The sequence below is a fragment of the Streptoalloteichus hindustanus genome (genome assembly GCF_900129375.1).
Classification (GTDB): Bacteria; Actinomycetota; Actinomycetes; order Mycobacteriales; family Pseudonocardiaceae; genus Streptoalloteichus; species Streptoalloteichus hindustanus.
On the sequence record NZ_FQVN01000009.1, the window covers coordinates 256,291 to 279,359 of the forward strand.

Genomic DNA, 23,069 nt, shown 5'->3' on the forward strand with positions numbered 1-23,069 from the left:
GGTCGGTACTGTCGGGTTCATGCGGTTCGCCGGTTCCCGTCCAGCCCTCCTGCTCACCACCGCCGTGGTCGGCCCCCTGCTGGCGCTGGGCCTCTCCGGGTGCGGCGCGCTGGACAGCGCGTCGAACGCGGTCGACAAGGCCCAGATCTGCTCGAAGGCGATCAGCGCGGTGACCGGCTTCAACCCGAGCCTGTCCGACCCGGCGCGCAGCGTGGACGAGGCCCAGAAGAAGGCCGACGAGCTGCGCCGCCTCGCCGACCAGACGTCCGACGCCAACCTGCAGCGCGAGCTGCGGGAGATGGCCGACTCGCTCGGGCAGCTCAAGCTGTCCGACGTGAACCCGCAGAACATGGCCGCCTGGGCGGACCAGAAGGTCAAGCAGCTCGACGACCTCCGCCGGTCCTGCTCCTGACCACCTCATCCGATCACCGCATCGGGCGAGCTGTGACGGCGGCCACGACCTTCTACGCTGTGCCGCGGAGGTGGTAGCCGATGCACGCGACCGTGGGCGACCGGATCCGGATCAAGGGCCGCAACGTCGGGATGAGGGAACACGTCGGCGAGATCGTCGAGGTGCGGGGCTCGATGGGCGAGCCGCCCTACCGGGTGCGGTTCGACGACGGTCACGAGGCCCTCATCTTTCCGGGCCCGGACTGTCTCATCGAGCAGCGCGGCCCCCAGGACTGACTGACCGACCGGCGGCGTGCCGTGGCCGCCGCGGGGCGCCTCCCGCGTCCCCCGTCCGCGCGCACCGGGGTGTGACCCCCACCACCATCCCCTACCCTGGGGGCTGCGGAGGTGGTCAACGATGCACGCGACCGTGGGCGACCGGCTCCACGTGAAGGGCCGGCACGTCGGCGAGAAGGAACACGTGGCCGAGGTCCTGGAGGTTCACGGCCAGGACGGCGCCCCGCCGTACCGGGTCCGGTACGACGACGGGCACGAAACTCTCATGTATCCGGGCACCGACTGCGTGGTCGAGCAGCGCGGCCCGACGGACTGATCAGGACACGCGTGCGGTCGACCCGGCGGCACGCCTCGCGACCGCCGGGCCGACCGCGTCGACGTTCTTCCGGCCCCGACCCCAAGCCTCGATCCCCGAGGTCCGCCGAGCCGGCCGGCCACTCCCCGGCGCGTCGCGCCGGGGAGTTCCTCTTGCCCTCCACTCGCGCCGCCGCTCAGCCGGAACCCCGACGGCGCGGACCGCTCACCAGGGTTCGGCGATCAGGGCGTCGACCTCGGAGCGGAACAGCAGCTCCCCGTCGACGCCCATCGGCCCGAGGTGGCCCTCGATCTCCAGGCTGACGACCCCGTGCAACCGGCTCCAGACGGCCAGCCCCCTCCGGAGCACCGCCGGCGGCAGGTGGCCGGCCCCCTGTCGCTCGCCCCACGCCGCGAGCTGCCGGTCCAGGGCCGAGCGGCGGGGCCGGGTGGCCAGCTCGGGCGGGGCCAGCTCCGCGAGCACGTCGAGGATCGCCGCCATCGTCCGGTGCGCCGCGCCGATCGTCTCCTCCGGAGCCGCGTAACCCGGAACCGGCGTGCCGAAGAGCAGCAGGTACCGGTGCGGTTGGGCGAGCGCCCAGTCGCGCATGGTCGTCGCCATCTCGCGCAGGCGCGTCGCGGGCGCGCGGCGGACCGAGCCCTGGACGGAGCCCGCCACCGCGTCGGCCAGGTCGTGGTAGGCGTCCCGGATCAGCTCGGTGAGCAGCTCGTCCCGGCCGGCGAAGTACCGGTAGAGGGCCGGGCCGGTGATCCCCATGCTCCTGGCGATGGAGTTCAGCGAGATGCCGGCCGGGCCGGACGCGGCGAGCTGCTCCACGGCGATCCGCTTGGCCTCGGACCGCGTCTGCTCCCGGTACCGCTCCCTCGGGCTGCGCGCCTGCTCGGACACGAGCGTCCTCCCTCCGACTTGACACGAACACCGTAACAGCCTCACTCTTGCGTTATAGCTTCTAACTAGAGCAAGAAGTGCTCACGGAGGTGTGGGGTGCGGTCGACCGAGGTGGTCATGACGGGACCGGGCGGGCCCGAGGTGTTGGCGACGCGGGAGCGCGTGGTCGGCGAACCGGGGCGCGGCCGGGTGCTGGTGCGGACGGAGGCGGCCGGGATCGCCTTCGCCGAGGTGCAGATGCTGCGCGGCCGGTACCTCGGGCAGCCGAGGTTCCCGTTCGTCCCCGGCTACGACCTGGTCGGCCGGGTCGTCGCCGTCGGCGCGGGCGTCGACGGCGCGCTCCTCGGGCGACGGGTGGCGGCGATGACGCGGTTCGGCGCGTGGGCCGAGGTGGTCGAGGTCCCAGCGCGACGCCTCGCCCCGGTGCCGGAGGACGTCGACGCCGGCGACGCGGTGGCGCTCGTGACCAACGGGGTGACGGCGTGGCAGATGGTCCACCGGGTCGCCCGCGTCCAGGCCGGGCACACCGTGCTGGTCCAGGGCGCGTCCGGCGGGGTCGGGACCCTGCTGGCGCAGCTCGCCCGGTCGGCGGGCGCCCGGGTGATCGGCACCGCCTCGGCGGGCAAGCACGACGTGCTCCGCGACCTGGGGGCGGAGCCGGTGGACTACCGGAACGCGGACGTGGCCTCGGCCGTGCGCCGGTTGGCGCCCTCGGGGCTCGACGCGGTGTTCGACCACGTGGGCGGGCCGGGGCTGCGGTCGCTCTGGCCGCTGCTGCGCCGCGGCGGCACGCTCGTGAGCTACGGCTCGGAGTCGACGCTGGAGGACGACAGCCACCCCCTGCTGCCGTACCTGCCGTTGGCCGGACGCGTGCTCACCTGGGCGTTGCTGCCGAACGGTCGGCGGGCCAGGCTCTACTACGTCCGCCCCACAGCGACCTTCCGCTCCGACCTGGCGGAGGTCATCGCCCTGTTCCGGGACGGGAAGCTCGACGCCAGGGTCGCCCACCGGCTGCCGCTGGACCGCGCCGCCGAGGCGCTCGGCCTGCTCGTCGGCGGCGGGGTCGCCGGCAAGGTGGTGCTCCAGGCGCGGGCCGGCGCGGACAACGCGAGCTGAGCTGGTCCGCGGAACTCAGACCGTCCACAGTGTCCATCCACTGTGTCCAGTTCAGGTGTCCTCAGTGGACTCGGGTGGTGGGGCGACGCCGGCTCGCCCCACCACCGCTCAGCCGAACAGCCCGCCCTGGATGGTGATGGCCACGACGACGATGGCCACGCCCAGGACCGAGTACAGCAGCACGTCCACGACGCGGCTGCGGATCGCCAGCAGACCGAGCTTGTCCCGCGGAAGCAGCACCCGGAGGCCGGCCGCGAGCAGCATGGCCGCGCCGATCAGCAACGATCCCTTGCGCCAGTGCGCGGTGGACACGAAACCCAGCCCGATCACCACGACCAGCAGGACCAACCCGAACGGCAGGTGCCGCCGGGCGCCGGAGCGCTCCCGCGCGGTCACGCCAGGCCGGCGGCCCGCTCGGCCGCCTCCACGACGTTGGTGAGCAGCATCGCCACGGTCATCTGACCGACGCCGCCGGGCATCGGCGCGAGGTGGCCGGCCACCTCGCGGACGTCCGGGTGCACGTCGCCGACGAGCCCCTGCTCGGTGCGGGTGACGCCCACGTCCAGCACGGCGGCGCCCGGCCGGACCATGTCGGCGGTGATCAACGACGCCTTGCCGGCGGCGGCCACGACGATGTCGGCGCGCCGCACCTCGGCGGCCAGGTCCCTGGTGCCGGTGTGGCACAGGGTCACGGTGGCGTTCTCGCTGCGCCGGGTGAGCAGCAGGCCCAGCGGCCGGCCCACGGTCACCCCCCGGCCCACGACCACCACGTTCGCCCCGGACAGCGGGACGTCGAACCGGCGCAGCAGCTCGACGATGCCGCGCGGGGTGCAGGGCAGCGGCGCCGTCTCGCCGAGCACCAGCCGGCCCAGGTTGACCGGGTGCAGGCCGTCGGCGTCCTTGGCCGGGTCGATGCGCTCCAGCAGCGCGCCGGTGTCCAGGTGGCCGGGGACCGGGAGCTGCACGATGTAACCGGTGCACGCGGGGTCGGCGTTCAGCTCGTCCAGCGTCGCCTCCACCTCGGCCTGGCTGGCGTCGGCCGGCAGGTCGCGGCGCAGGGAGGTGATCCCGAGCCGGGCGCAGTCGCGGTGCTTCTGCCGGACGTAGGCGTGCGAGCCGGGGTCGTCGCCGACCAGCACGGTGGCCAGTCCGGGGGTCAGCCCGCGCTCGGCGAGGGCGGCGACCCGTTTGCGCAGGTCGTCGTAGATCGCTGCCTTGGTGGCCTTGCCGTCGAGGATGGTGGCGGTCACGGCCACCAATCGTGCCAGGTGGCCCCGGCTCGGGTGGACGCCAGCCCCCACCACCCCGCGACCCTGCCCGGCAGCCCTGCCCGGCGTCGTGGCCGCCGGCCTGGCGCCGGCGTTCGTCGGGAACCACGCGGCGGGCAGGGGAGAGCCAGGAGCGACGGTCCCTCGGCGTTCCCCCAGGACGGCGAAGACGTCGGAAGCGACACCGAGAGCGCGCGCGGACCAGGATTCAGGAAACGCCGGCGGAAGACCGTCCGGGCAGGATCGCGAGCACGATCGCGACCAACGTCAGCCCCGTGCCGACGAAGGTCGCGGTGTCGGCCGCCTGGCCCGGGGCGGGTGCGAACACGTCGAGCAGCACGGCCCCGACGAGCTGACCCGCCACCGACCCGAGCCCGAGCACCAGCACGCCGGTCAGCCGGACCACCGCCGCGGCGCTCGCGATGAACACGATGCCCAGCGGCCCGCCGAGGTAGAGCCACCAGTCACCGGGCAGCGCGCCGGGGAACCCGCGCACCGCCAGGTCGACGGCCAGGGCGACCAGCAACGCGACCGTGCCCGTCAGGAAGTTGACCAGGGTGGGCGGCAGCGACGCGCCGGCGGCGACCCGGACCCGGCCGTTGACCGCCTGCTGCCAGGCCATGGCCGCCCCGGCCAGCGCCGGCAGCGCCGCCAGCGCCCACCCGGAGGGCTCGCCGAGCCGCCCGGACACGGCGACCAGCACCGAGGCGACGGCCAGCCCGGCGCCCAGCACCCGGGGCAGGGTCACCGGCTGCGGCCCGGCGGGGCCGACGCCCACCCGGTCCACCAGGAGGCTGCTGCCGGCCTGACCGGCGACGACCGCCACGGTGAACAGCGCGACGCCCAGCGTCGCCACCGCCAACCCCTGGCTGACCACGAAGAACGCGCCGCACACCCCGCCGAGGCACTGCCACGGCCGCAGCGCGCCGCCCCGCAGGGCGTCCCGCACGCGGGCGATGCCGCGGCGGCCCGAGGGCATGGCCGAGACCAGGACGACCAACAGCACCAGCCCGCCGCCGAAGGAGACCACCGCGGCGCCGATCCCGTCGCCCAGCCGGCGGCCCAGCTCGCCGTTGATCCGCGACTGCACGGACATCACCAGGCCGATGCCGAGCGCGGCGGCCAGACCGAGCCAGCGGTGCGCCTGCCCGGGCGCCGGGCGCCCCGCACCGCCGTCGTTCGCCACCAACACCGGAGACTCCCGAACCTGGCTCACGTCCGAGGATCCTCCTGCACCTTCTCGGCCGCCGACCGCGTGATCTTCGGCACCCGACGAACGATGAGCACCCCGGCCCAGGCGGCGACGGAGGCCAGCGCGACGGCCGCCGCCGGGCCGAGCCCGTCGAGCAGCGCGCCGGCGACCGGAGCGCCGAACGCGGCACCGGTGGTGGCCATCGTGGACAGCCAGCCGAACGCCTCCGCCCGGCGGCCGGCGGGCGCCACCTCACCCAACCGGGTGTAGATGGCGCCGATCGCCGGCGCGATGGTCGTGCCGGTCACGACGAGCACCACGCCGAGGACGACCGGGTGGCCGTCGACCACCGGCGGCAGGAACGGCGCCACGAGGAGCTGGCCGGCCGCGGCCAGCACCACCCTGACCACCAGCCCCGGGCCGCCGCCCCTGGCCGCGTGCAGCCCGCCGATGAGCGACCCGACCGCCCACACCAGGGCCAGCACGCCGGCCATGGCGGGCGTGCCCCTGTCCCGCGCCCACGCGACGAGCGCGAGGTCCAGGGCGTTGAAGCCCACGCCGAGCAGGCCGTAGGTGACGGCCAGCGGCAGGACGCCCGGCACCGCCAGGACACCGCCCCGGCGGCGGGGCTCCCCCTCCCCCGCCTCGCCTGCGGGCTCGGCGGGCTCCGGCTCGCTCACCCCCGCCCGGCGCACGGCCCAGGCGAACCCGAGCGAGCCGACCAGGGCCAGCCCGGCGCACAGCAGGACCGCGGCCCGGGCTCCGGACAGCGACACGGCCGCGGCGGCCCCGATCGGCCCGGCGATGAACAGCAGCTCCTGCATCGCGGCTTCCATCGAGTAGACGGAGCCGCGCAGCCCACTCGGGACCATGCGGGGCAGCACGGTCCGGCTGAGCTGGGTCGCCGGCGGCAGGAACAGGCCGGTGACCAGCGCGATCGGCGGCCCGAGCCACCACAGCGACGCGGGGAGGAACGCCAGCGCGGTCAGCCCGCCGCCGTAGAGCACGCCGGTGAGCACCAGCATCGGCGCGGCCGGCCGGCGGTCCACCGCGCGCCCCCGCAGCGGGCCGGCCACCCCGGTGCCCAGGGCCAGCGCCGCGCTCACCACCCCTGCCCACAGGTAGGAGTCGTTCCAGCCGGCGACGTGCAGCGACAACGCGATGCCGGTCCCCGTGACGTGCAGTCGGGCGAGTAACGACCACGCCCACACCGAAGGCAGGCGCGGGACCTTGAACATCTCGACCATCAGAGCCCGCATCGGAAAATACTCGCCGAGTCACCCGAGTTCGGCAGTCGCTTTTTCCGTGCGGCGGGAAGGTCGGCCGGCGGGGCCGGGAGCCGTCAGTCCACGCGCAGGCCGTGCGCGGCGGCGAACGCCAGCGCCGTCGGGAGGTCGATCCGCGCGCCGACGAGCCGCGCCCCCACGAGCCCGTCCGCGTCCAGGCGCGCGCCCCGCAGGTCGGCCTCCTCCATCCGGGCGCCCTGCAGCCGCGCCCCGGACAGGTCCGCCTCCCGGAGGTCGGCGCGGCGCAGGTCGGCGTCGACGAGGTTGGCCTCGCGCAGCCGCAGCCCGCTCAGGTCCATCCCGCGCAGATCCGCTCCGCCCAGTCCGACCAGCGTCAAGTCGACCTCGTCGAGGCGCGTGGAGCGCAGCCGGCAGTCGACGAAGGACGTCCCCAACAGGCTGCACTGCCGGAGCTCGGCGCCGGTCAACACGGTTCTCCGGAAGGTGCAGCCCCGGAAAGCGGTAGCGAGATGCCGCGAGTCAGTGAGATCAGCCCGGCTGAAGTCACACTCCGTGAAGGTGCACCCCCGGGTCTCCCACCTCGAGAAATCCGCTCCGGTGAAGTCGCAGCGGGTGAAGGTGCGGCGTTCCCAGCGTTCGCCGGCCCACACCCCGTCCGCGAGGTCCTCCCCCGTGATCTCGTCGTCGGTCACGCCTGCCACCCTGCCAGTGACCCCCGACACCGACCCGGGTGGAGATGGCGGGGATCGATCCCAGTCGTCCACCCGTTCGCACTAACGTCGCAACCCCGACTCCTGCCGCCGAGGCGGCACCGAACCGCGACCGACACCGGGAGCCCGTCACCATGCACGAACCACCGCACCCAGACCAGCGGGTGGCAGCGCCGGACCCGCAGGAGGACGAGGACCGCACCGACGAGCTGCTCCAGGTGATCGGCGGCGGCCTGCTCGCCGTCGCGCCCGCCGGGTGGCGCCGGATCGATCTCCGGGCGACCGTGGCGAGCACCGTGCACGACCTCACGCTCACCGTGGTCATGGAGGACGGCACGACGCCGGTCTTCGCCCCGCCGCCGCAAGTCACCTCCGCCGCGGTCGAACTGCGTCAGCTCATGTACCAGCCGGGGCTGGGGACCTGGTTCTCCATGCGCTACACCATGGACCCGCCCAGCCAGTTCCACGTCAGCTTCAACTTCGAACACGACCCCCTCTGGGACCCGCCGATCCCCGCCTCGGTGTTCGCCCAGGATCTGGACGCGTTCCCGCGCGACGACGAGCACGTTCCGGCGTGGCTGCGGGCCCGGCTGGCCGGGGCGCGGGAGGCGGCTCCGCAGCCGCCCGCGCCCGGCACGGCGCCCGCCGCTCCGCACACCGCCGCGCAGGGCGCCTGGCAGGAGGACGTGAACCGATGACGGGCCCCAGGCCGCTGAACCCCGTCGACCAGGACCACCTGCTGCAGCAGACCACGGTCCAGCTCGTGCACACCCTCCCGCCGGGGTGGGAGGAGGTGGAGATCGACTACCGCGCCGCCGGCCGGTACGTCGAGATGCCGGTGACCGTCCACTTCGTCACCGGCGCCACGCAGAGCTGGAACCCGCCGCCCGAGGTCGCGCAGCGCTTCGCCGAGCTGCGCGCCGGCATGTACCGGCCCGGCCGGGGCACGTGGTTCAGCGCGCGCTTCCAGCTCAACCACCCCGACCGCTACTCCATCCAGTACAACCGGACCGACGAGCCGGGCTGGCACGGCCAGACCCCGCCGCCCGCGGCGTTCGTCGACGAGCTCCGGTTCTTCCCGAGGGACGAGGAGAACACCCCGGACTGGCTGCGGCAGCGCGCCGGCCAGCTCCGGCCGCCGCCGGCGCCGGCCCCGGTCGCGCCCCCGGCCCCGGTGGCCCAGCCCGGCCCGGCCGCGGCCCCGCAGCCGGGGCCCGCGGGGCCGCAGATCACGCCGGAGGAGGACGCCGCGCTGCGGCGCCTGCGCCAGCGGCTCGACGAGCTGGGCGTGCCGCCGACGGCCTACCGCGTGGGCGGCGCGGCGGAGCGGGCCTGGTGCCTGATCCGCGAGCCGGCCGGCTGGCTGGTCTTCTGGTCGGACCGGGGCGCCCAGCTGCACCCGGTCGGCTTCGAGACGGTCGACCAGGCCGCGGCGCAGCTCGTCGGCACGCTGCTGCTCACGCCGGGGCCCGCCGAGCCGTCGGCGCAGCAACCCGCGCCGACCGCGCCCGTCCCGGCCGCGCAACCGGGTCCGGGGCAGGCCGGACCAGGGCAGGCCGGACCCGCCCCGGTCCAGCAGCAGGTCCAGCAGCCGGCCCAGCCCGCGCCGCCGACGCCCGCCCAGCAGCCCGTCGCGGCGCCGTCGGACGTCACGGCGCCGGTGGCGCCCTTCACGCCGCCGCTGTCCGAGCAGGTCCCGAACGGCCAACGGGCGGAGCCGCCGACCGCCCTGGTGGCCGGCGCGGCCGAGCAGGAGCCGCACCCTTTGGCCGGTCGCCAGCCGGAGCCGGCGCCCGAACCGGAGCCGGAGCGCCCGGAGGAGATCGCGCCGCTGCCGGGGGAGCCGCCGCTGACTCTGTTCCAGGACGTCACGCCCGGCACGCTGCCCGCGGGGACGGACGTCGACCGGTTCGGCACTCCCGAGGGCAACCTCACCTACTCGGCGGGCACCCCGTTCCCGCACCGCTCGCTGCCGGCGGACTGGGTGTCCCGCGAGTACCACGTGTACCGGGTGCTGCGGCCGGTGCCGGTGCTCACCGGCGTCGCGATCCCGTGGTTCGGTCAGCCGGGTGGCGGAACCGCCCACCTCCTGCCGAGGTCCGTCAAGGAGCTGCTGGACGACGGGAGCCTGGCGGAGATCCCCGGGCGCGGCGACCCGACCGGCGACGACGCTCTTGGAGAGGAGTCAGGGTGACCTCACCCCAGCTCACCGAGGAGGAGCAGCTCGCGCTGGAGCAGCGGTGCTGCCGGCTGCTCGCGCGCGTGCTGCCCGCGGACTGGCGTGAGCTGCACTTCCAGCTCGTCGCGGTGCACAGGGCCGACGGCCACGCCTACGAGGTGACCAGGGCCGACGGCGAGACGGTCGCCGGCCGCCTCCCCGACGAGGTCGTCCAGGTCCTCGGCGAGCTGCGGGAGCGGATGTACCAGCCGGGCAGGGGGACCTGGTTCTCCGTGCTGGGCTGGCTGACCCCGCCGAACCAGGCCCGGCTGCGGTACGAGTTCGACGAGGAGCCGGCCTGGGGCGACCAGGAGCCGCCGGCCGCGTTCTACGCCGCCGACCTGGAGCGCTACCCCCGGGACCCGGCCGCGGTGCCGGACTGGCTCCGGGCCCGGCTGGACGAGGCCGCGGCCAGCGCGCCGCCCGCACCGGCACTCGCACCGGCGCCCGCGCCGGTGCCCGTCCCTGACCGCGGCCCGCTCGACGAGGCCCAGCAGCAGGCGCTGCTGGCCAGGATCGCCGAGGAGCTGCGGCCCCTGGCCCCGCCCGGCTGGGAGCGGCTGCGGGTCGTCGCGCAGGTGGTGGGCTACCACGGCGAGTTCGGCATGGAGGTGGCCGGGACGGACGGTGTCCACCGGGTGGACGTCCCCCGGTCGACCGCGATGACGTTCCTCCGCCTGCGGTCGGGGCGGTACGAGCCGGGCGCGGGCACCTGGTTCCGGATGCGCCTGCTGGTCAGGGCCAACGGCGAGCTGAGCGTGGGCTACGACCACGAGGACGAGCCCCAGTGGGGCCGCCCGCCGTCGGCCGCCGACGTGGCCGACGAGCTCCAGCTCTTCCCGCTGCCGCCGGAGCGCGTCCCGGCCTGGCTGGCTCGGCTGGCCCGGCCAGCCGAGCCGGCGGAGGCCGCGGCGGACCGCCCCGGCGACGGGCCGGCGGCCGGCGCGCCCGGGCCCGACCGGCAGCCGGAGGAGCGGCTTGAGCCGATCGGCGCGGGGGACCCGCGTCCCGCCGAGCGCTCCGCGCCCGGCCCCGACGCGGGTTTCGGCGCCGACTCCGGACTCAGCCCTGATTCCGGTTTCGGCACCGACTCCGGTTTCGGCACCGACTCCGGTTTCGGCACCGACTCCGGTTTCGGCACCGACTCTGGCTTTGGCACCGAGCCGCTCCCCGCCCCGCACGAGGAGCCGGTCGGTGCGGTGGACGAGGACCGGCCGCGCCGGCGCGCGGCGGAGCAGCCGTCACGCCGGCCGGAGTGGACCGGGGAGCAGTCCGGGGAGCACCGCACGGGTGAGCCCGTCGAGAACCAGGCCGCGCGGCAGCCGGAACCCCCGACGCACCGGCGCCCGGAGCAGACCGAGATCACCACCCAACCCCTGCCCGCGTTCGGCGCGGCGGCCGAGGACGCGCAGGGCGACCCGCCGCCCCGGTCGCGCCGCAACCGGCGGGTGGACCTCGGCGACGAGCCGGCGGGGGCGTTCCGCTCCCGGGAGCCCCGACCGGAGCGCCCGGGCGCGCACACCGCGGAGCCCGAGCAGGCCACCCACATCCTGCCGGCGGGGGCCCTCCCGCCGGCCGGTGAGCCGGGCCCGGGGGCGCCCGCCGGCGCGGTCGCCCCACACGGGGAGATGGCCGGGCGACGACAGCACGACGCCGAGGACCACGACATGCCGTCTCGACGCGCGGGCGCGCGGCCCGACTTCGAGGGGCACGCCACGGAGTTCGCCGACGTGGACGGCGCTGACCGGGCGGGCGAGCACGTCGTGGCCACGCCACCGGAGCGCCTCGCCCGCCACGAGTCGCCCGACAACGGGTTCCGGGCCCGGGACCGACGGGGTGGCGAGGCGGCGGCCGACGCCACCGCGTACCTGCCGCCGCCGGCCTCGTCCGCGCCCCACGCGGACGCGACGTCCGTTGTGCCGTCGGGGTCCCCCTCGTCCTCCCCGGACGCGCGGACGGCGTTGTTCACCCCGCCCCCGGCCGCGGGCGGCCACGGCTTCGCGCCGGACGGGGACCACCACCAAGCCTCGGGCAGGCACCAGCCCCCGACCGGCGGGTTCTCCCGGCAGGACCGGCGGTCCCCGAACGCCCCGGGCTCGCCCGAGGCGTCCCCGGCGCGCGACCTCGCGGAGCCCTGGCGGACCCCGGAGACGGAGCTCCTCCCGGCGCCGCACCGGATCGACCCGGCCGCGGGCGAGCCCGCCGGCCGTCCGGCCCGCCACGCCGAGCCCGGCGCGGCGGACGGCTCTCCCCTGGTCGCGGCCGGCCCGCACGACCCGGTGGGACCGGGCGGGGAGGCGGCGAGGGCGCGGCAGGACGACCGCTCGCGGGCGGAGCGCTCCGCGCCCGGCGAGGCGGGCGCCCGACACGGGGGCGGACAGCCGGAGGCCGAACCCGACCCCTGGCCGGCGTACCCGCTGCCGGGTGAACCGCCGCTGCGGCTGTACCGGGGCAAGCGGGTCGCGACGCTCCCCCCGGACACCGAGGTCGACCGCTTCGGCGGCGACGGCGGCAACGTGGTCTACGCCGCCGGCACCCCGTTCCGCCAGCGGTCGCTCCCCCGGGCGTGGGCGAACCGGAGCTACCGCGTGTACCGGCTGCGCCAGTTCGTCGAGGTGGTCACCGGAACGGCGGTGCCCTGGTTCGGCGAGGTCGGGGGCGGCACCGCCTATGTGCTGCCGAAGGCGGTCGACGAGCTGCTGGCCGAGGGCGTGCTGACGGAGATCGACGCCGCCACCACCCCGCCGCCGCGCCCGCGATGAGCCACGCCACACTGATCACCAGTCAGCGTCCGCCCGCGTTCACCCCACCCTGAGCCCTGAGGACACCCGCGATGCCGCCGTCGACCCAGCAGATGGTCGAGCAACAGGGTCTGCTCGACCAGATCGCCCAGACCCTGGCGCGCTCCGCGCCCGGCCAGTGGCGACACGTCTCGGCCGAGTTCCGCACCGTCGGCCGGCACGTCGAGCTGTCGACCTCGGTGGCGCTCGCGGAGGGGGGCTCCCGGCCGCTGCCGCCGTCGGTCCAGGTCGTCGAGATGTGCGTGGTGCTGCGCCGCAACATGCACAGCAGCGGCACCGGGAGCTGGTTCACCGCCCGGTTCCTGGTGTCGCCGGACGGCCGGATGACCAACGAGTTCGACTACGACACCGAGCCGAAGTGGCAGAACCCGCCGCCGCCCACGGCGTTCGGCGAGGAGCTGCGGGCCTTCCCCCGCCCGGCGGACCGGGTTCCCTCCTGGCTGCACGAGCGGGCCGCCGGCACACCGCCCCCGCCGCCCCGGGGAGCCGGGACCGTGCCCCCGCCGGGGCGCCCACCGGCCGAGCCGCCGCCGTTCCGGGCCGCGCGCACCTTCGACCGCCCGGGGCCCGACGGCCGACCGACCGTGCAGCGCCCCCCGGTGCCGCCGGACCTGCTGCCCAGGATGCTCGACTACCTGGAGCACGCCCCGGTCGTGCACTCGCTCGACGGCCTCGACACCGACCTGCTCGCCCCCGAGCGGACCGAGGCCGTGCCGCTGGTCTTCCACACCGACGGTGTCTGGGTGTGGCCCGGCGCCGTGCCGTACTACCTGCGCCAGCACCGGGTTCCGCCCGACCCCGGCCTGGTCGAGCACATGGTGCGGCGGGGGTTCGAGCTGCCCGAGGTGGACGCCGCGACCGAGGACGCGGCCAGGGCCCACCTGCTCCGCCTGCGGGGTGGCGCGCCCAAGCCGCCGGCCCCGGCGCCTCCGTCGTCCCCGTCGTCTCCGGCGCCGCAGGGCCCCGCCGCTTCGGTCGGCGAGGGGCACGTCGAGCCCGCGCCCCGGGGGCCGGTGGCGCCGCCACCGGGAACCGCTCCCCCGGCCACGTCGCCGCCTCCCGTCGAGCCGCCGTCGGCCGCCGGGCCGGGCGCGCCGTCGGCCGAGCCCGAGCCGGAGCCAGCGCCACCAGGACCGCCGCCGGGGCTGCCGGCGAGGCCGCAGGCCGAGCCGCCCCGGCCCACGCCGACGCCGGACCCGCGAGTCGGCGGAGCGCCGCCGGACGGGCCGCCGGCCACCCCGGAGCCGCCGACCGTCCTGACGCGGCCGGAGGCGGTGGAGCCCGCCGTCGAGGCCACGCAGTGGATCGCGCCCGGGCAGACCCCGCCGCCGGTCGCCACCCCGCCACCGCCACCGCCACCTCCGCCGACGGCGGTGGCCCGGGCCGACGCCCCGGCCCCGCCCGCGCGGACTCCGCAGTGGATCGAGCCGGGCCGCCGGAGCGAGCGCACCCGCCAGCTCCGCCGTCGGGTCGCGCCCGCGCCGATCGGCTCGGCGGTGCTGCGGGAGCTCCAGCGGCTGCTCGTGGTGTTCGACGCCGACCCGGCGAGCTACCGGCTGGGCGCCACCGAGGACGGGACGTGGAGCCTCCTGCACGAGGACGACCGCTGGGTGGTGTTCCGCGCCGACGGCGGGGAGCGGCGGGACGGCGCCGAGTTCGGCGACTGCGAGCCCGCGGCGCGGTACCTGCTCGGCGCGGTGCTGAGCGACATGGCGGGCGCGGCGGAGACGGCGCCGGGCGCCGGGGAGGACGGCCGCGTGCCCGCGGACTGGCCGGAGGAGGACCCCGACCCGGTGCGCTGACGCCAGCCGCCCGGCGTGCGGACCGCCGAGGGTCGACACTGACGCCAGGGTCGGCGTCGCTCGGTGGAGCGGAGGTGGACGGTGTCCGACGAGCCGGAACGGATGAGCCCCGAGGCCGAGGAGCTGACACGTCGACTCATGGGAGCGGTCGGCGCGGAGGCGCCCGAGGACTGGGCGGAGTTGCGGCTGGTCTCCCGACGGGTCGGGAAGCTGGCCGGCGACACGGCGCACGTGGTGCGGCAGCGGGGGGCGACGACGCAGTTCCACCCCTCCCCCGCGTGCGCCGACCTGGTCGACCAGCTCCGGTCGGTGATGCACAACCCCCGGCGGGGAACCTGGTTCACCGCCCGCATCACCCTGGTACGCGGCGGCGAGCCGACGGCGGCGTTCGACCGGGACCGGGAGCCCGACTGGGAGTCGCCGGTCGGCCCCGACGTCTACCGGGAGGACCTGCGGTCCTTCCCGAGGAACCCGGAGCACGTGCCCGACTGGCTGGTCCGCAAGGTGGGCCTGCTGCGGGCACCGAGGGAGGAGCCGCCGGGCTCGCCGTTCCGCAGGGCGTTGACCTTCGACGGGGTCGACGCGACCGGGCGGCCCGCCGTCGACCGGCCGGTGGTCCCGCCCGGCGACCTGGGGCCGCTGCTCAACTACCTCAGCGGCGCGCCGATCATCGGCTCGGCCGGGGTCACCGAGGCCGACCAGCTCGCGCCGGACGCGCCCCAGGTGGTCCCGGCGACCTTCCACACCGACGGCACCTGGATCTGGCCGGGCGCGGTCGTCTACTACCTGCGGCAGCACGGGGTTCCGCCGCAGCAGGAGCTGGTCGAGCACGCCAGGGCCAACGGCTTCGCCGTGCCCGAGGTGACGGAGGCCGCGCTGCACGCGGCGACGATCGCGGTGGGCGGCCGGATCCCCACCCCGACCCCGCCGCCCGCGCCGGACGACGACACGGTGGTGCACGAGGTGCGGCGGCGGCTCGCCGGGTTCGGCGTGCCGGCCAACGCCTACCGGATCGGCGAGACCGCCGACAACGCCTGGTACCTGGTGCGCAACACGCACGACTGGTTCGTGGGCCGGTCGCGGCCGGGGGAGCTGCCCCGCCAGCTCCGGTTCACCGAGCTGGCCGACGCGGCCGCGTTCCTGCTCGGTTCCGTGCTGCTGGAACTGGCTCCGGCGCCCGCCGCGCCCGCGCCCAGCTCGCGGCACGTGGTGGCGCAGCCCATCGAGCCGCTGGCCGGCGAGCCCCCGCTGGAGCTCTACCGCGACCTCCGGCGGATGGTGCTGCCGGTGGGGACGGAGGTGGACCGGTTCGGCTCCGCCGACGGCAACGTCCTCTACGCGGCCGGCACGCCGTTCGGCTGGCGCTCGCTCCCGCCGGACTGGCGGGACCTGGCCCACCACGCGTACCGCGTGCAACGACCGGTGGAGGTGCTGGCCGGCACGGCGATCCCGTGGTTCGGCCAGCCCGGCGGCGGCATCGGCTACGTGTTCCCCCTGCCGCTGCGCGATCTGGTCACCGACGGCACGCTGGTACCGCTCACGGGCTACCCACGACCGCGCTGAGTCCCGGCGGCGGGTCTCTTCTCGCCGCCGGGCGGCCGGCCGGCGGGGCGCACGGTCGTCGTCTTCCCCGAGCTGTCGCTGACCGGGTACGAGCTGGGCCTGGTCGCGTCCGCGCCGGCGCGCGTCACGACCTCCGCCGACGACCCCCCGGTTGGCCCCGGTCCGCCGCGCCTGCGCCAGGACCGCGTGTTCGCCGTGGTCGGCGCGGCGGCTCCGGACGGCGACGACCTGCTGCTCGCCTCCCTGGTGTTCGGCGACGACGGCGAGGTCGTCAACACCTATGCGAAGAAGCACCCGCACGGCCAAGAGCGGGAGCTGTTCCGCGCCGGGGAGAAGCCGACGCTGGTGGACGTGGACGGCTGGGCGCTGGGCATGGCGATCTGCCGGGACGCCGCCCTTCCCGAGCACGCCGCCGAGGTGTTCGGCGCGGGCGCGGACGTCTACGTGGTGAGCGCGCTCTACGAGGCGGGCACCGAGCGGCGCAGGGACGACCACCTGCGGGCCCGGTCCGCCGACCACGGCGGGTGGGCGGTGCTCGCCACGCACGGCGACGAGACCGGCGGGTACCGCACCACGGGCGGCAGCGGCGTGTGGGACCCCGCAGGCCGCCTGGTCGCCCAGGCCGGCGCCGGCGTACCCGACCTCGCGGTCGCGACCCTCCACCCCGGCACGGTCTGACCGTCTCCCCGGGGTCACCGCTGCGTTCGGCTCGGCGGTGGTGGCCACCGGGATCTCGTCAGCTCGATCTGGCCGCGGGCGTGGTCGGCGTCAGCGGAAGTCCCGGGATCGGGAGGGGATGCGCAGGTCGAGCCGTTGCAGGCGGTCGGCGCGGAGGTTGACGACGCCGTCGGCCCGTTCCAGCACACCCCGCACCAGCAGGGCGGGGCTGGACCGGGCCAGCCGCCGGTAGCGGGCCCACACGCCGGGGGTGCAGACGACGTTGACCATCCCGGTCTCGTCCTCCAGGTTGAGGAAGGTGACCCCGCCGGCGGTCGCCGGCCGCTGGCGGTGGGTGACCGCCCCGCCCACCAGCACCCGCGACCCGTGCTCCGCCTCGGCCAGCCGCGCCGTGGGCAGCGCGCCCAGCGCGTCCAGCCGGTCGCGCACGAACTGGGTCGGGTAGCTGTTCGGGGAGACGCCGGTGGCCCACACGTCGGCGACGGCCAGCTCCACCTCGTCCATGCCCGGCAGGGGCGGGGCGGCCACACCGACGGCCGTGCCGGGTAGCCGGTCCGGGCGCTCCGCCGCCACGGCCCCGGCCGCCCACAACGCGCCGCGGCGGGTCGTGCCGAAGCAGTCGAACGCGCCCGCCGTGGCCAACGCCTCGACCTGGGCGGTGGTGAGCCGGACGCGACGGGCCAGGTCGACCATGTCGCGGTAGGGGCCGTTGCTCCGCCGTTCGGCGACGATCCGGCCGGCCAGCTCCTCCCCCAGCCCCCGGACCACGGCCAGCCCCATGCGCACCGCGCGGGGTTCCCGCCGCTCCCGGGGCACGGCGAGCACCTCCCTCCCGTCGGCGGTGCTCAGGGCCACGCCGTCCGCGACGGCCTGCCGGCGGTTGGCCGGCTCCCTGGAGAGCGGCTCGGGCCCCGAGGGGTCCACCGGCTCCAGCGTCGGGTGGTCGAGGCTGGCGTTGACGTCCGGGCCCCGCACCTCCACGCCGTGCCTCCTGGCGTCCGCGATCAGCGACTGGGGCGAGTAGAAGCCCATCGGCTGCGCGCGCAGCAACGCCGCGCAGAACGCCTCCGGGTAGTAGAGCTTGAACCAGGAGCTGGCGTAGACCAGCAACGCGAAGCTCAACGCGTGGCTCTCCGGGAAGCCGAAGTTGGCGAAGGCCAACAACTTGCCGTAGATCCGCTCGGCGAGCTCGCCCCGGATGCCGTTGGCCGCCATGCCCTCGAACAGCCGCCCCCTGATCCGCTCCATGCGTTCCGCCGACCGCTTCGAGCCCATCGCCCGGCGCAGCTCGTCGGCCTCGGCCCCGGTGAACCCGGCGACGTCCACGGCGATCTGCATCAGCTGCTCCTGGAACAACGGCACGCCCAGCGTCTTCCTCAGCGCCCGCTCCAGCAGCGGGTGGTCGACCGTCGCCGCCTCCCGCCCGTTGCGGCGGCGGATGTAGGGGTGCACCGAGCCGCCCTGGATCGGGCCGGGCCGGATCAACGCCACCTCGACCACCAGGTCGTAGAACTCCCTGGGCCGCAGCCGGGGCAGGGTGGCCATCTGGGCGCGGCTCTCCACCTGGAACACGCCGACGGCGTCGGCGCGGCAGAGCATCTCGTAGACCGCCGGGTCGGCGAGGTCGAGGCGGCCGATGTCGACCCGCACGCCGTGGTGCTCGGTGACCAGGTCGACCGCGTAGTGCAGCGCGGACAGCATGCCCAGCCCGAGCAGGTCGAACTTGACCAGGCCGACCGCCGCGCAGTCGTCCTTGTCCCACTGGAGGACCGTGCGGCCGGGCATCCGCGCCCACTCGACCGGGCACACCTCGCTCACCGGGCGGTCGCAGATGACCATCCCGCCGGAGTGGATGCCCAGGTGGCGGGGGAACCCCTCAAGCTGGTCGGCCAACGCCACCACGTGCGGCGGGATGTCCGTGTCGTCGGTGGCGTCGCGCAGCGGCCCCCACCGGTCGATCTGCCCGCTCCACGCGTCCTGCTGGCCGGGCGAGAAACCGAAGGCCCTGGCCACGTCCCTGATGGCGGACCGGGCGCGGTAGGTGATCACGTTCGCCACCTGCGCCGCCCGGTCGCGCTCGTACCGGCGGTAGACGTACTGGATGACCTCCTCCCTGCGGTCGGACTCGATGTCCACGTCGATGTCCGGCGGCCCGTCCCGCTCCGGCGCGAGGAACCGCTCGAAGAGCAGCTCGTACCGGACCGCGTCGACGTGGGTGATGCCCAGGGCGTAGCAGACCGCGGAGTTGGCCGCCGAGCCCCGGCCCTGGCACAGGATGTGGTGCTTCTGGCAGAACTGGACGATGTCGTGCACCACCAGGAAGTAGCCGGGGAAGCCCAGCCCCTCGATCACCGCGAGCTCGTGCTCGATCTGGCGGTACGCGCGCGGGTTCGCGTCCGGTGGGCCGTACCGGTCCGCGGCGCCCCGCATGGTCAGCTCGCGCAGCCACGTGTTCTCCGTGTGCCCCGGCGGGACCGGGAACGGGGGCAGCTTCGGCGCGACCAGCCGGAGGTCGAAGGCGCACGAGCGGCCCAGTTCGGCGGCGGCGCGCACCGAACGGGGGTGGCGGGCGAACAACGCGGCCATCTCCGCCCCGGACCGCAGGTGCGCGGCGGCCGAGGGCGGCAGCCAGCCGTCCATCTCGTCCAGGCCCCGCCGGGCGCGGACGGCGGCCAGTGCGGTCGCCAGCGGGTACCGCGCCGGCGTGGCGTAGTGCACGGCGTTGGTGGCCACTGTGGACAGTCCGGCCGCCGCGGCGAGGTCGGCGAGCGCGTCGTTGCGGGCGTCGTCGTCGGGCAGGCCGTGGTTGGTGAGCTCGACGTGGACGTTCTCCGCGCCGTACAGGGAAACCAGCCGGTCCAGCTCCCGTGCCGCGGCCGAGGGGCCACCGGTCTCCAGCGCCGCGCGGACGGCGCCCTTGCGGCACCCGGTGAGCACCGCCCAGTGCCCGTCCGCCCGCGCGGCCAGCTCCTCCTCGTCGTAGACCGGGCGCCCCTTCTCCTCCCCCCGGAGCTGACCGGCGGTGATCGCCCGGCACAGCCGCGCGTAGCCCTCCGGGTCCCTGGCGAGCACCAGCAGGTGCCGGCCCTCCGGGTCGGCGACCCCGTTCTGCGGCCGGGAGAGCCCGAGGCTGAGCTCGGCGCCGAACACCGTGCGCACCCCCAGCCCGGCTGCGGCCTCGGCGAACCGGACCACGCCGTACACGCCGTCGTGGTCGGTCAACGCGATCGCCTCCAGCCCGAGTCGGGCGGCCTCGGCGGCCAGTTCCTCGGGATGGCTCGCCCCGTCGAGGAAGCTGAAGTTGGAGTGGCAGTGCAGCTCGGCGTAGGGCACGTGCCGGTCCGGCGCGGGTGGGGTGTCCCGCGGAGTGTCCGGTGGGGCGGTGTACCGCGCCCGCCGACGTCCCCACGCGGGGCTGTCGCCGCCGTCTCCGGGGTGCGCCTCGTCGCGGGGCAGCTTTCCCCCGGCGTGTCCGGACAGTGCCCGTTCGAACTCGTTCCAGCTCAACGGCGGGTTGTTCCACCCCATGCGCCACCTCCTCACGTTTCCCGCTCGCCCCTGCCCGGGGTTCGCCGCTCTGGCCCCTTCGTCGTCGCCGGCTGTCTGCCGTTTCCGCTTTCCCTGTCTGTGTTTGGGCTCCGGGTGCAAGCGGACGAGCGGCAGCCGACCCGAAGCGGTGGAAGATTCATTCCTTTGTGGACGGTGTTGTCCACAGGGTCCCGGGTTGTCCACAGCGGACTGTTCTGGTCTGGTGGCGCCCTGGCGCCGGCCGATAGGCTGGAGCGGGGCTCGCCCCCCGGGACGGGTGGGGGCTGACCTCAGGCGGGGCGCGGAGCGGCGGGCGCGGCGGAGGGCATCTCCGGCGAGGTCAGTCGTAACGGCCCTCCACCCACCACTCGCCGGACTCGCGGACCAGCAGCAACGCGAGCTGTCCCGCCTCGTCGCCCTCGGCCGCGAGCACGACCTGGAGCCGGGCGGCCCGACGCGGGCCGGCCAGGGGCTCCGCGCCAGCCCCGGGCGCCCCCAGGACCGGCGGCTCGGCGGCCGCAGCGGCCAGCCACCACCGTTCGTGCACCGGCCATGGCCCCGCCCACGCCAACACGCGCCGCGGCGGCTCCCCCTCCACCCGCACCGACTCCGGCGCAGCGCTGATCACGTGCCGCCCGCTGACCCCCACCGGCCGCCCGGCCCCGTCCAGCACCTCCGCGGGAGTCGGCCGCTCGGGCACCACCGTCGGCGACGGCGCCGGCAACCGTCCCGGCCACGGCGGCTCCGGGTCCAGCGCGGGCCGCCGCTCGTCGCCCCACGGCACCCACCGCACCCGGTCCGCGGGGCCGCGCCCGCCGCCCACCACCGGGGTCAACACCGCGTCCGGCCCGAGCAGACCCTGCACCCTGACCAGCGCCCGCGCCGCCCGCTCGCCGTCCGGGGTCTCCCCGCGGAAGAGGTCGAGCTGCAACGCGGCGGCGCCGACCACCTCCTCCGGCGCCAACCGCAACGACACCACGCCGGCAGTGGGGCGCGCCGCGCCGCGCCCCGTCAGCCAGCCGTCGAGCTGCCACCGCACCCGGTCGGCGGTGCCGGACGGGGTCAGCGGCTCCGCGCACCGCCACACCCGCGCCAGTTCCTCCCCGTGCCCGGTCCGCGCCTCGATGCGCAGCCGGGTGCAGGCCAGGCCGAGCCGCGTCAGCCGGGCGTGCAGCCGCTCGGCCAACGCCCTGGCGGCGAACGCGGCGGCGTCGACCCGGTCCACCGGCGGGTCGAGCTCCTCGGCCACGGCCAGCTCGGGCGGCGGGCGGCGGCGACCCGGTGGGCGCTCCTCCAGTCCGCCGGCCAGCCGGTGCGCGAGCACCGCGTCGGCCCCGAACCGGGACGCGACGTCCCCAGCCGGCACCGCCGCGAACGCGCCCAGTGTGCGCAGACCAAGGCGGCGCAACAGATCCACCAACCTCGATCTGTCCGAAGTGGACGGTTTTGTTCCCTCGTCGGACAACAGCTCGGCGACGCTCATCGGGGCGAGGAAGCCCGGGCTGTCCCCCGGCGGCACCAGCACGCCCCGGCGTGCCGCCAGGGTCGCGGCGAACAAGCCGTCCGCCACGCCCACCTGGCACTCCGCGCCGGAACGCGCCGCGACGTGGTCGACGATCCGCTCCGCCGCGGCCTCCTCACCCCCGAAGTACCGGCCGGGCCCCCCGGCGGGCACCGCGACCAGCCCCGGCCGCACCACCTCGACGCCGGGCGCGAGCTCCTCGACCGCCGCCACCACCGGCTCGAACAACCGGGCGTCCCGCTCGCGGTCGTCGTCGAACACCAGCAGCCGGGGACACCGCGCCTGGGCCTCCCGCTTCCGCAGGCCGCGCCCGACGCCGTCGGCCCTGGCCGTGGCGGACGACGCGACCACCCGGTTCGCGACGAGGACGGCGGCCGGCGCGTGGGGCGCGGCCCCCGCCGCCGCGCACGCGGCGACCACGGGCCAGTCCGGGCACCACGCCACCAGCGTGCGCACCGCGGCCGGTCCCCGCCCGCAGTTCTCAGCGCTCATCGCGGCCACCCCGCTTTCGCGGCCACACCACCCTCAACCACCAACCGCGGCCGCAGGACACCCACACCACTGACACCACCGGCCGGGGAGAGCACACTGCCCGCAACAGCAAACCAGGAGATCCGATGCCCGTCCCCGGCGCGAGCGGACCGCGACGGATCGGGTCGTCACGTCGTCCGGCCACGACGCTCACCCCGCCACCATCGGCAACACGCGCCCGCCGTCGGGCAACGAGTCAGCCAACGGGTCAGTCACCGAGTCGGCCCACGGCGCGAGCACGTCCGCATCGCGCCGCGACTCACCGACCTCCGCCGGACTCGACTCCCGCCGCTCGGCCGCGGGTGCCATCAGTCGGGTGAACCGGGGCCGCGCGGCGCCGCCCCGCCCGCTCACCCGCACCAGAATCTCGCGTTCCCGCAGGTAGCCGTGGCCGGCGCCGAGTCCGGACCACCGCCCGTCGGCACAGCTCAGCTCCAGGTCGGCCGCCGGCCAGGGACCCAACGGCATCAGCACCGCGCCCCGCTGCCGGGCCCGCGCGGACAGCCGCTTGGTCGTGGCGGGGCTGATCCGCTCCGGTTCAGCCACCACGACCAGGTCGATCCCGTCGAGCAACGCGGCGACCACCGCCACCAGCTCGTCACCCGGCCGTGGCACCAGGGCCAGCCGATTCGTCGCCGCTCCCGCCTCGGCCGCGGCGAGCGCACCCAGCCCGGGCATCCCCACGACCGCGGCCCACGAGCCGGCGGCGGTGGCTTCGGCCAGCGTGGCGAGCAGGAGCGAGGTCGACCCGCGCACCGCCACCGTGCTGCCGCGGCGCAACCCACCCCACGGCAGCACGGCGGCCAGTTCCGCCCGCACCGGCAGCACCCGCCTCGTCAGGCGGTCGCCGGAGGCCACGGCGACCCCGGATGCCGTGACCACCCCGTCCAGCGACCTCAACGACGCGACCACCGCACCGGACACCGGCCACTCCTTCCCCTGGAGACGCGCCCGCACCCTGGGCACGTCACCGCCGTGGGGAAGCCAGCGGTGCTGCGGATG

General features: G+C 76.2%; 18 protein-coding genes and 1 pseudogene. 10 read left to right on the forward strand and 9 right to left on the reverse strand.

Annotation, left to right across the window (positions count from 1 at the left end):
* Positions 1–19: 19 nt before the first annotated feature.
* From BUE43_RS25820 to BUE43_RS25830, 3 genes are all read left to right on the forward strand, one after another.
* Positions 20–412, forward strand: a complete 393-nt coding sequence (locus tag BUE43_RS25820) for a hypothetical protein (RefSeq protein WP_073488143.1) — start codon at positions 20–22, stop codon at positions 410–412.
* Positions 413–492: 80 nt separating this feature from the next.
* Entirely contained in the window at positions 493–687 is a 195-nt protein-coding gene (locus BUE43_RS25825) for a DUF1918 domain-containing protein (RefSeq protein ID WP_073487981.1), read from the forward strand.
* Between the two features lie 121 nt (positions 688–808).
* Positions 809–1,003 carry a DUF1918 domain-containing protein gene (locus tag BUE43_RS25830; protein ID WP_073487984.1) on the forward strand — a complete coding sequence of 65 codons (195 nt, stop codon included), beginning with the start codon at positions 809–811 and terminating at the stop codon, positions 1,001–1,003.
* Between the two features lie 204 nt (positions 1,004–1,207).
* Here the strand turns inward: BUE43_RS25830 and BUE43_RS25835 are convergent, their stop codons facing one another.
* Positions 1,208–1,891 (reverse strand): TetR/AcrR family transcriptional regulator, encoded by a 684-nt coding sequence (locus tag BUE43_RS25835; protein WP_083960148.1) that lies wholly within the window; start codon positions 1,889–1,891, stop codon positions 1,208–1,210.
* A 96-nt stretch (positions 1,892–1,987) separates the two neighbouring features.
* Here BUE43_RS25835 and BUE43_RS25840 point away from each other — a divergent pair, with 96 nt between their 5' ends.
* Positions 1,988–3,007: a medium chain dehydrogenase/reductase family protein gene (locus tag BUE43_RS25840; protein ID WP_234995920.1), complete on the forward strand. Its 1,020-nt coding sequence runs from the start codon at positions 1,988–1,990 to the stop codon at positions 3,005–3,007.
* Between the two features lie 108 nt (positions 3,008–3,115).
* On the opposite strand, the gene BUE43_RS25845 is transcribed toward BUE43_RS25840, so the two are convergent.
* The 5 genes from BUE43_RS25845 to BUE43_RS25865 all read right to left on the reverse strand — a co-directional run bounded on the left by BUE43_RS25845 (position 3,116) and on the right by BUE43_RS25865 (position 7,406).
* Positions 3,116–3,403, reverse strand: coding sequence for a DUF3017 domain-containing protein (locus BUE43_RS25845; protein ID WP_073487987.1), 288 nt, complete (start codon positions 3,401–3,403; stop codon positions 3,116–3,118).
* Positions 3,400–4,257 carry a bifunctional methylenetetrahydrofolate dehydrogenase/methenyltetrahydrofolate cyclohydrolase gene (locus BUE43_RS25850; RefSeq protein WP_073488149.1) on the reverse strand — a complete coding sequence of 286 codons (858 nt, stop codon included), beginning with the start codon at positions 4,255–4,257 and terminating at the stop codon, positions 3,400–3,402. The genes BUE43_RS25845 and BUE43_RS25850 overlap by 4 nt, the downstream gene beginning before the upstream one ends.
* Before the next feature lie 226 nt (positions 4,258–4,483).
* Positions 4,484–5,491: a DMT family transporter gene (locus BUE43_RS25855; protein ID WP_327083487.1), complete on the reverse strand. Its 1,008-nt coding sequence runs from the start codon at positions 5,489–5,491 to the stop codon at positions 4,484–4,486.
* Positions 5,488–6,726, reverse strand: coding sequence for an MFS transporter (locus tag BUE43_RS25860; protein ID WP_073487990.1), 1,239 nt, complete (start codon positions 6,724–6,726; stop codon positions 5,488–5,490). Before BUE43_RS25860 ends, BUE43_RS25855 begins: the two co-directional genes overlap by 4 nt.
* An 83-nt stretch (positions 6,727–6,809) precedes the next feature.
* Positions 6,810–7,406 carry a pentapeptide repeat-containing protein gene (locus tag BUE43_RS25865; protein ID WP_143174379.1) on the reverse strand — a complete coding sequence of 199 codons (597 nt, stop codon included), beginning with the start codon at positions 7,404–7,406 and terminating at the stop codon, positions 6,810–6,812.
* Between the two features lie 152 nt (positions 7,407–7,558).
* On the opposite strand from BUE43_RS25865, the gene BUE43_RS34805 reads away from it, so the two are divergent.
* From BUE43_RS34805 to BUE43_RS25895, 6 genes and pseudogenes are all read left to right on the forward strand, one after another.
* Positions 7,559–8,122 (forward strand): hypothetical protein, encoded by a 564-nt coding sequence (locus BUE43_RS34805; protein ID WP_200797668.1) that lies wholly within the window; start codon positions 7,559–7,561, stop codon positions 8,120–8,122.
* The gene (locus BUE43_RS34810) at positions 8,119–9,618 is read left to right on the forward strand and encodes a TNT domain-containing protein (protein ID WP_073487995.1); all 1,500 of its coding nucleotides are present in this window, start codon (positions 8,119–8,121) and stop codon (positions 9,616–9,618) included. The genes BUE43_RS34805 and BUE43_RS34810 overlap by 4 nt, the downstream gene beginning before the upstream one ends.
* Entirely contained in the window at positions 9,615–12,404 is a 2,790-nt protein-coding gene (locus BUE43_RS25880; protein ID WP_073487998.1) for a glycohydrolase toxin TNT-related protein, read from the forward strand. The genes BUE43_RS34810 and BUE43_RS25880 overlap by 4 nt, the downstream gene beginning before the upstream one ends.
* A 71-nt stretch (positions 12,405–12,475) precedes the next feature.
* Complete coding sequence (locus BUE43_RS25885) at positions 12,476–14,245, forward strand: hypothetical protein (RefSeq protein WP_073488001.1); 1,770 nt, start codon at positions 12,476–12,478, stop codon at positions 14,243–14,245.
* A gap of 81 nt (positions 14,246–14,326) precedes the next feature.
* A complete protein-coding gene (locus tag BUE43_RS25890) occupies positions 14,327–15,808 on the forward strand; it encodes a TNT domain-containing protein (protein WP_073488003.1) in 1,482 nt (493 codons plus the stop codon).
* A 63-nt stretch (positions 15,809–15,871) separates the two neighbouring features.
* Positions 15,872–16,486, forward strand: a pseudogene (locus BUE43_RS25895) (carbon-nitrogen hydrolase family protein); the annotation flags it as partial.
* A 90-nt stretch (positions 16,487–16,576) separates the two neighbouring features.
* Here the strand turns inward: BUE43_RS25895 and BUE43_RS25900 are convergent.
* The 3 genes from BUE43_RS25900 to BUE43_RS25910 all read right to left on the reverse strand — a co-directional run bounded on the left by BUE43_RS25900 (position 16,577) and on the right by BUE43_RS25910 (position 22,991).
* Positions 16,577–20,014 carry an error-prone DNA polymerase gene (locus BUE43_RS25900; protein ID WP_073488009.1) on the reverse strand — a complete coding sequence of 1,146 codons (3,438 nt, stop codon included), beginning with the start codon at positions 20,012–20,014 and terminating at the stop codon, positions 16,577–16,579.
* Between the two features lie 340 nt (positions 20,015–20,354).
* Positions 20,355–22,028, reverse strand: coding sequence for a Y-family DNA polymerase (locus tag BUE43_RS25905; RefSeq protein ID WP_073488155.1), 1,674 nt, complete (start codon positions 22,026–22,028; stop codon positions 20,355–20,357).
* A 189-nt stretch (positions 22,029–22,217) separates the two neighbouring features.
* The gene (locus tag BUE43_RS25910) at positions 22,218–22,991 is read right to left on the reverse strand and encodes a hypothetical protein (protein WP_073488012.1); all 774 of its coding nucleotides are present in this window, start codon (positions 22,989–22,991) and stop codon (positions 22,218–22,220) included.
* Positions 22,992–23,069 lie beyond the last annotated feature (78 nt).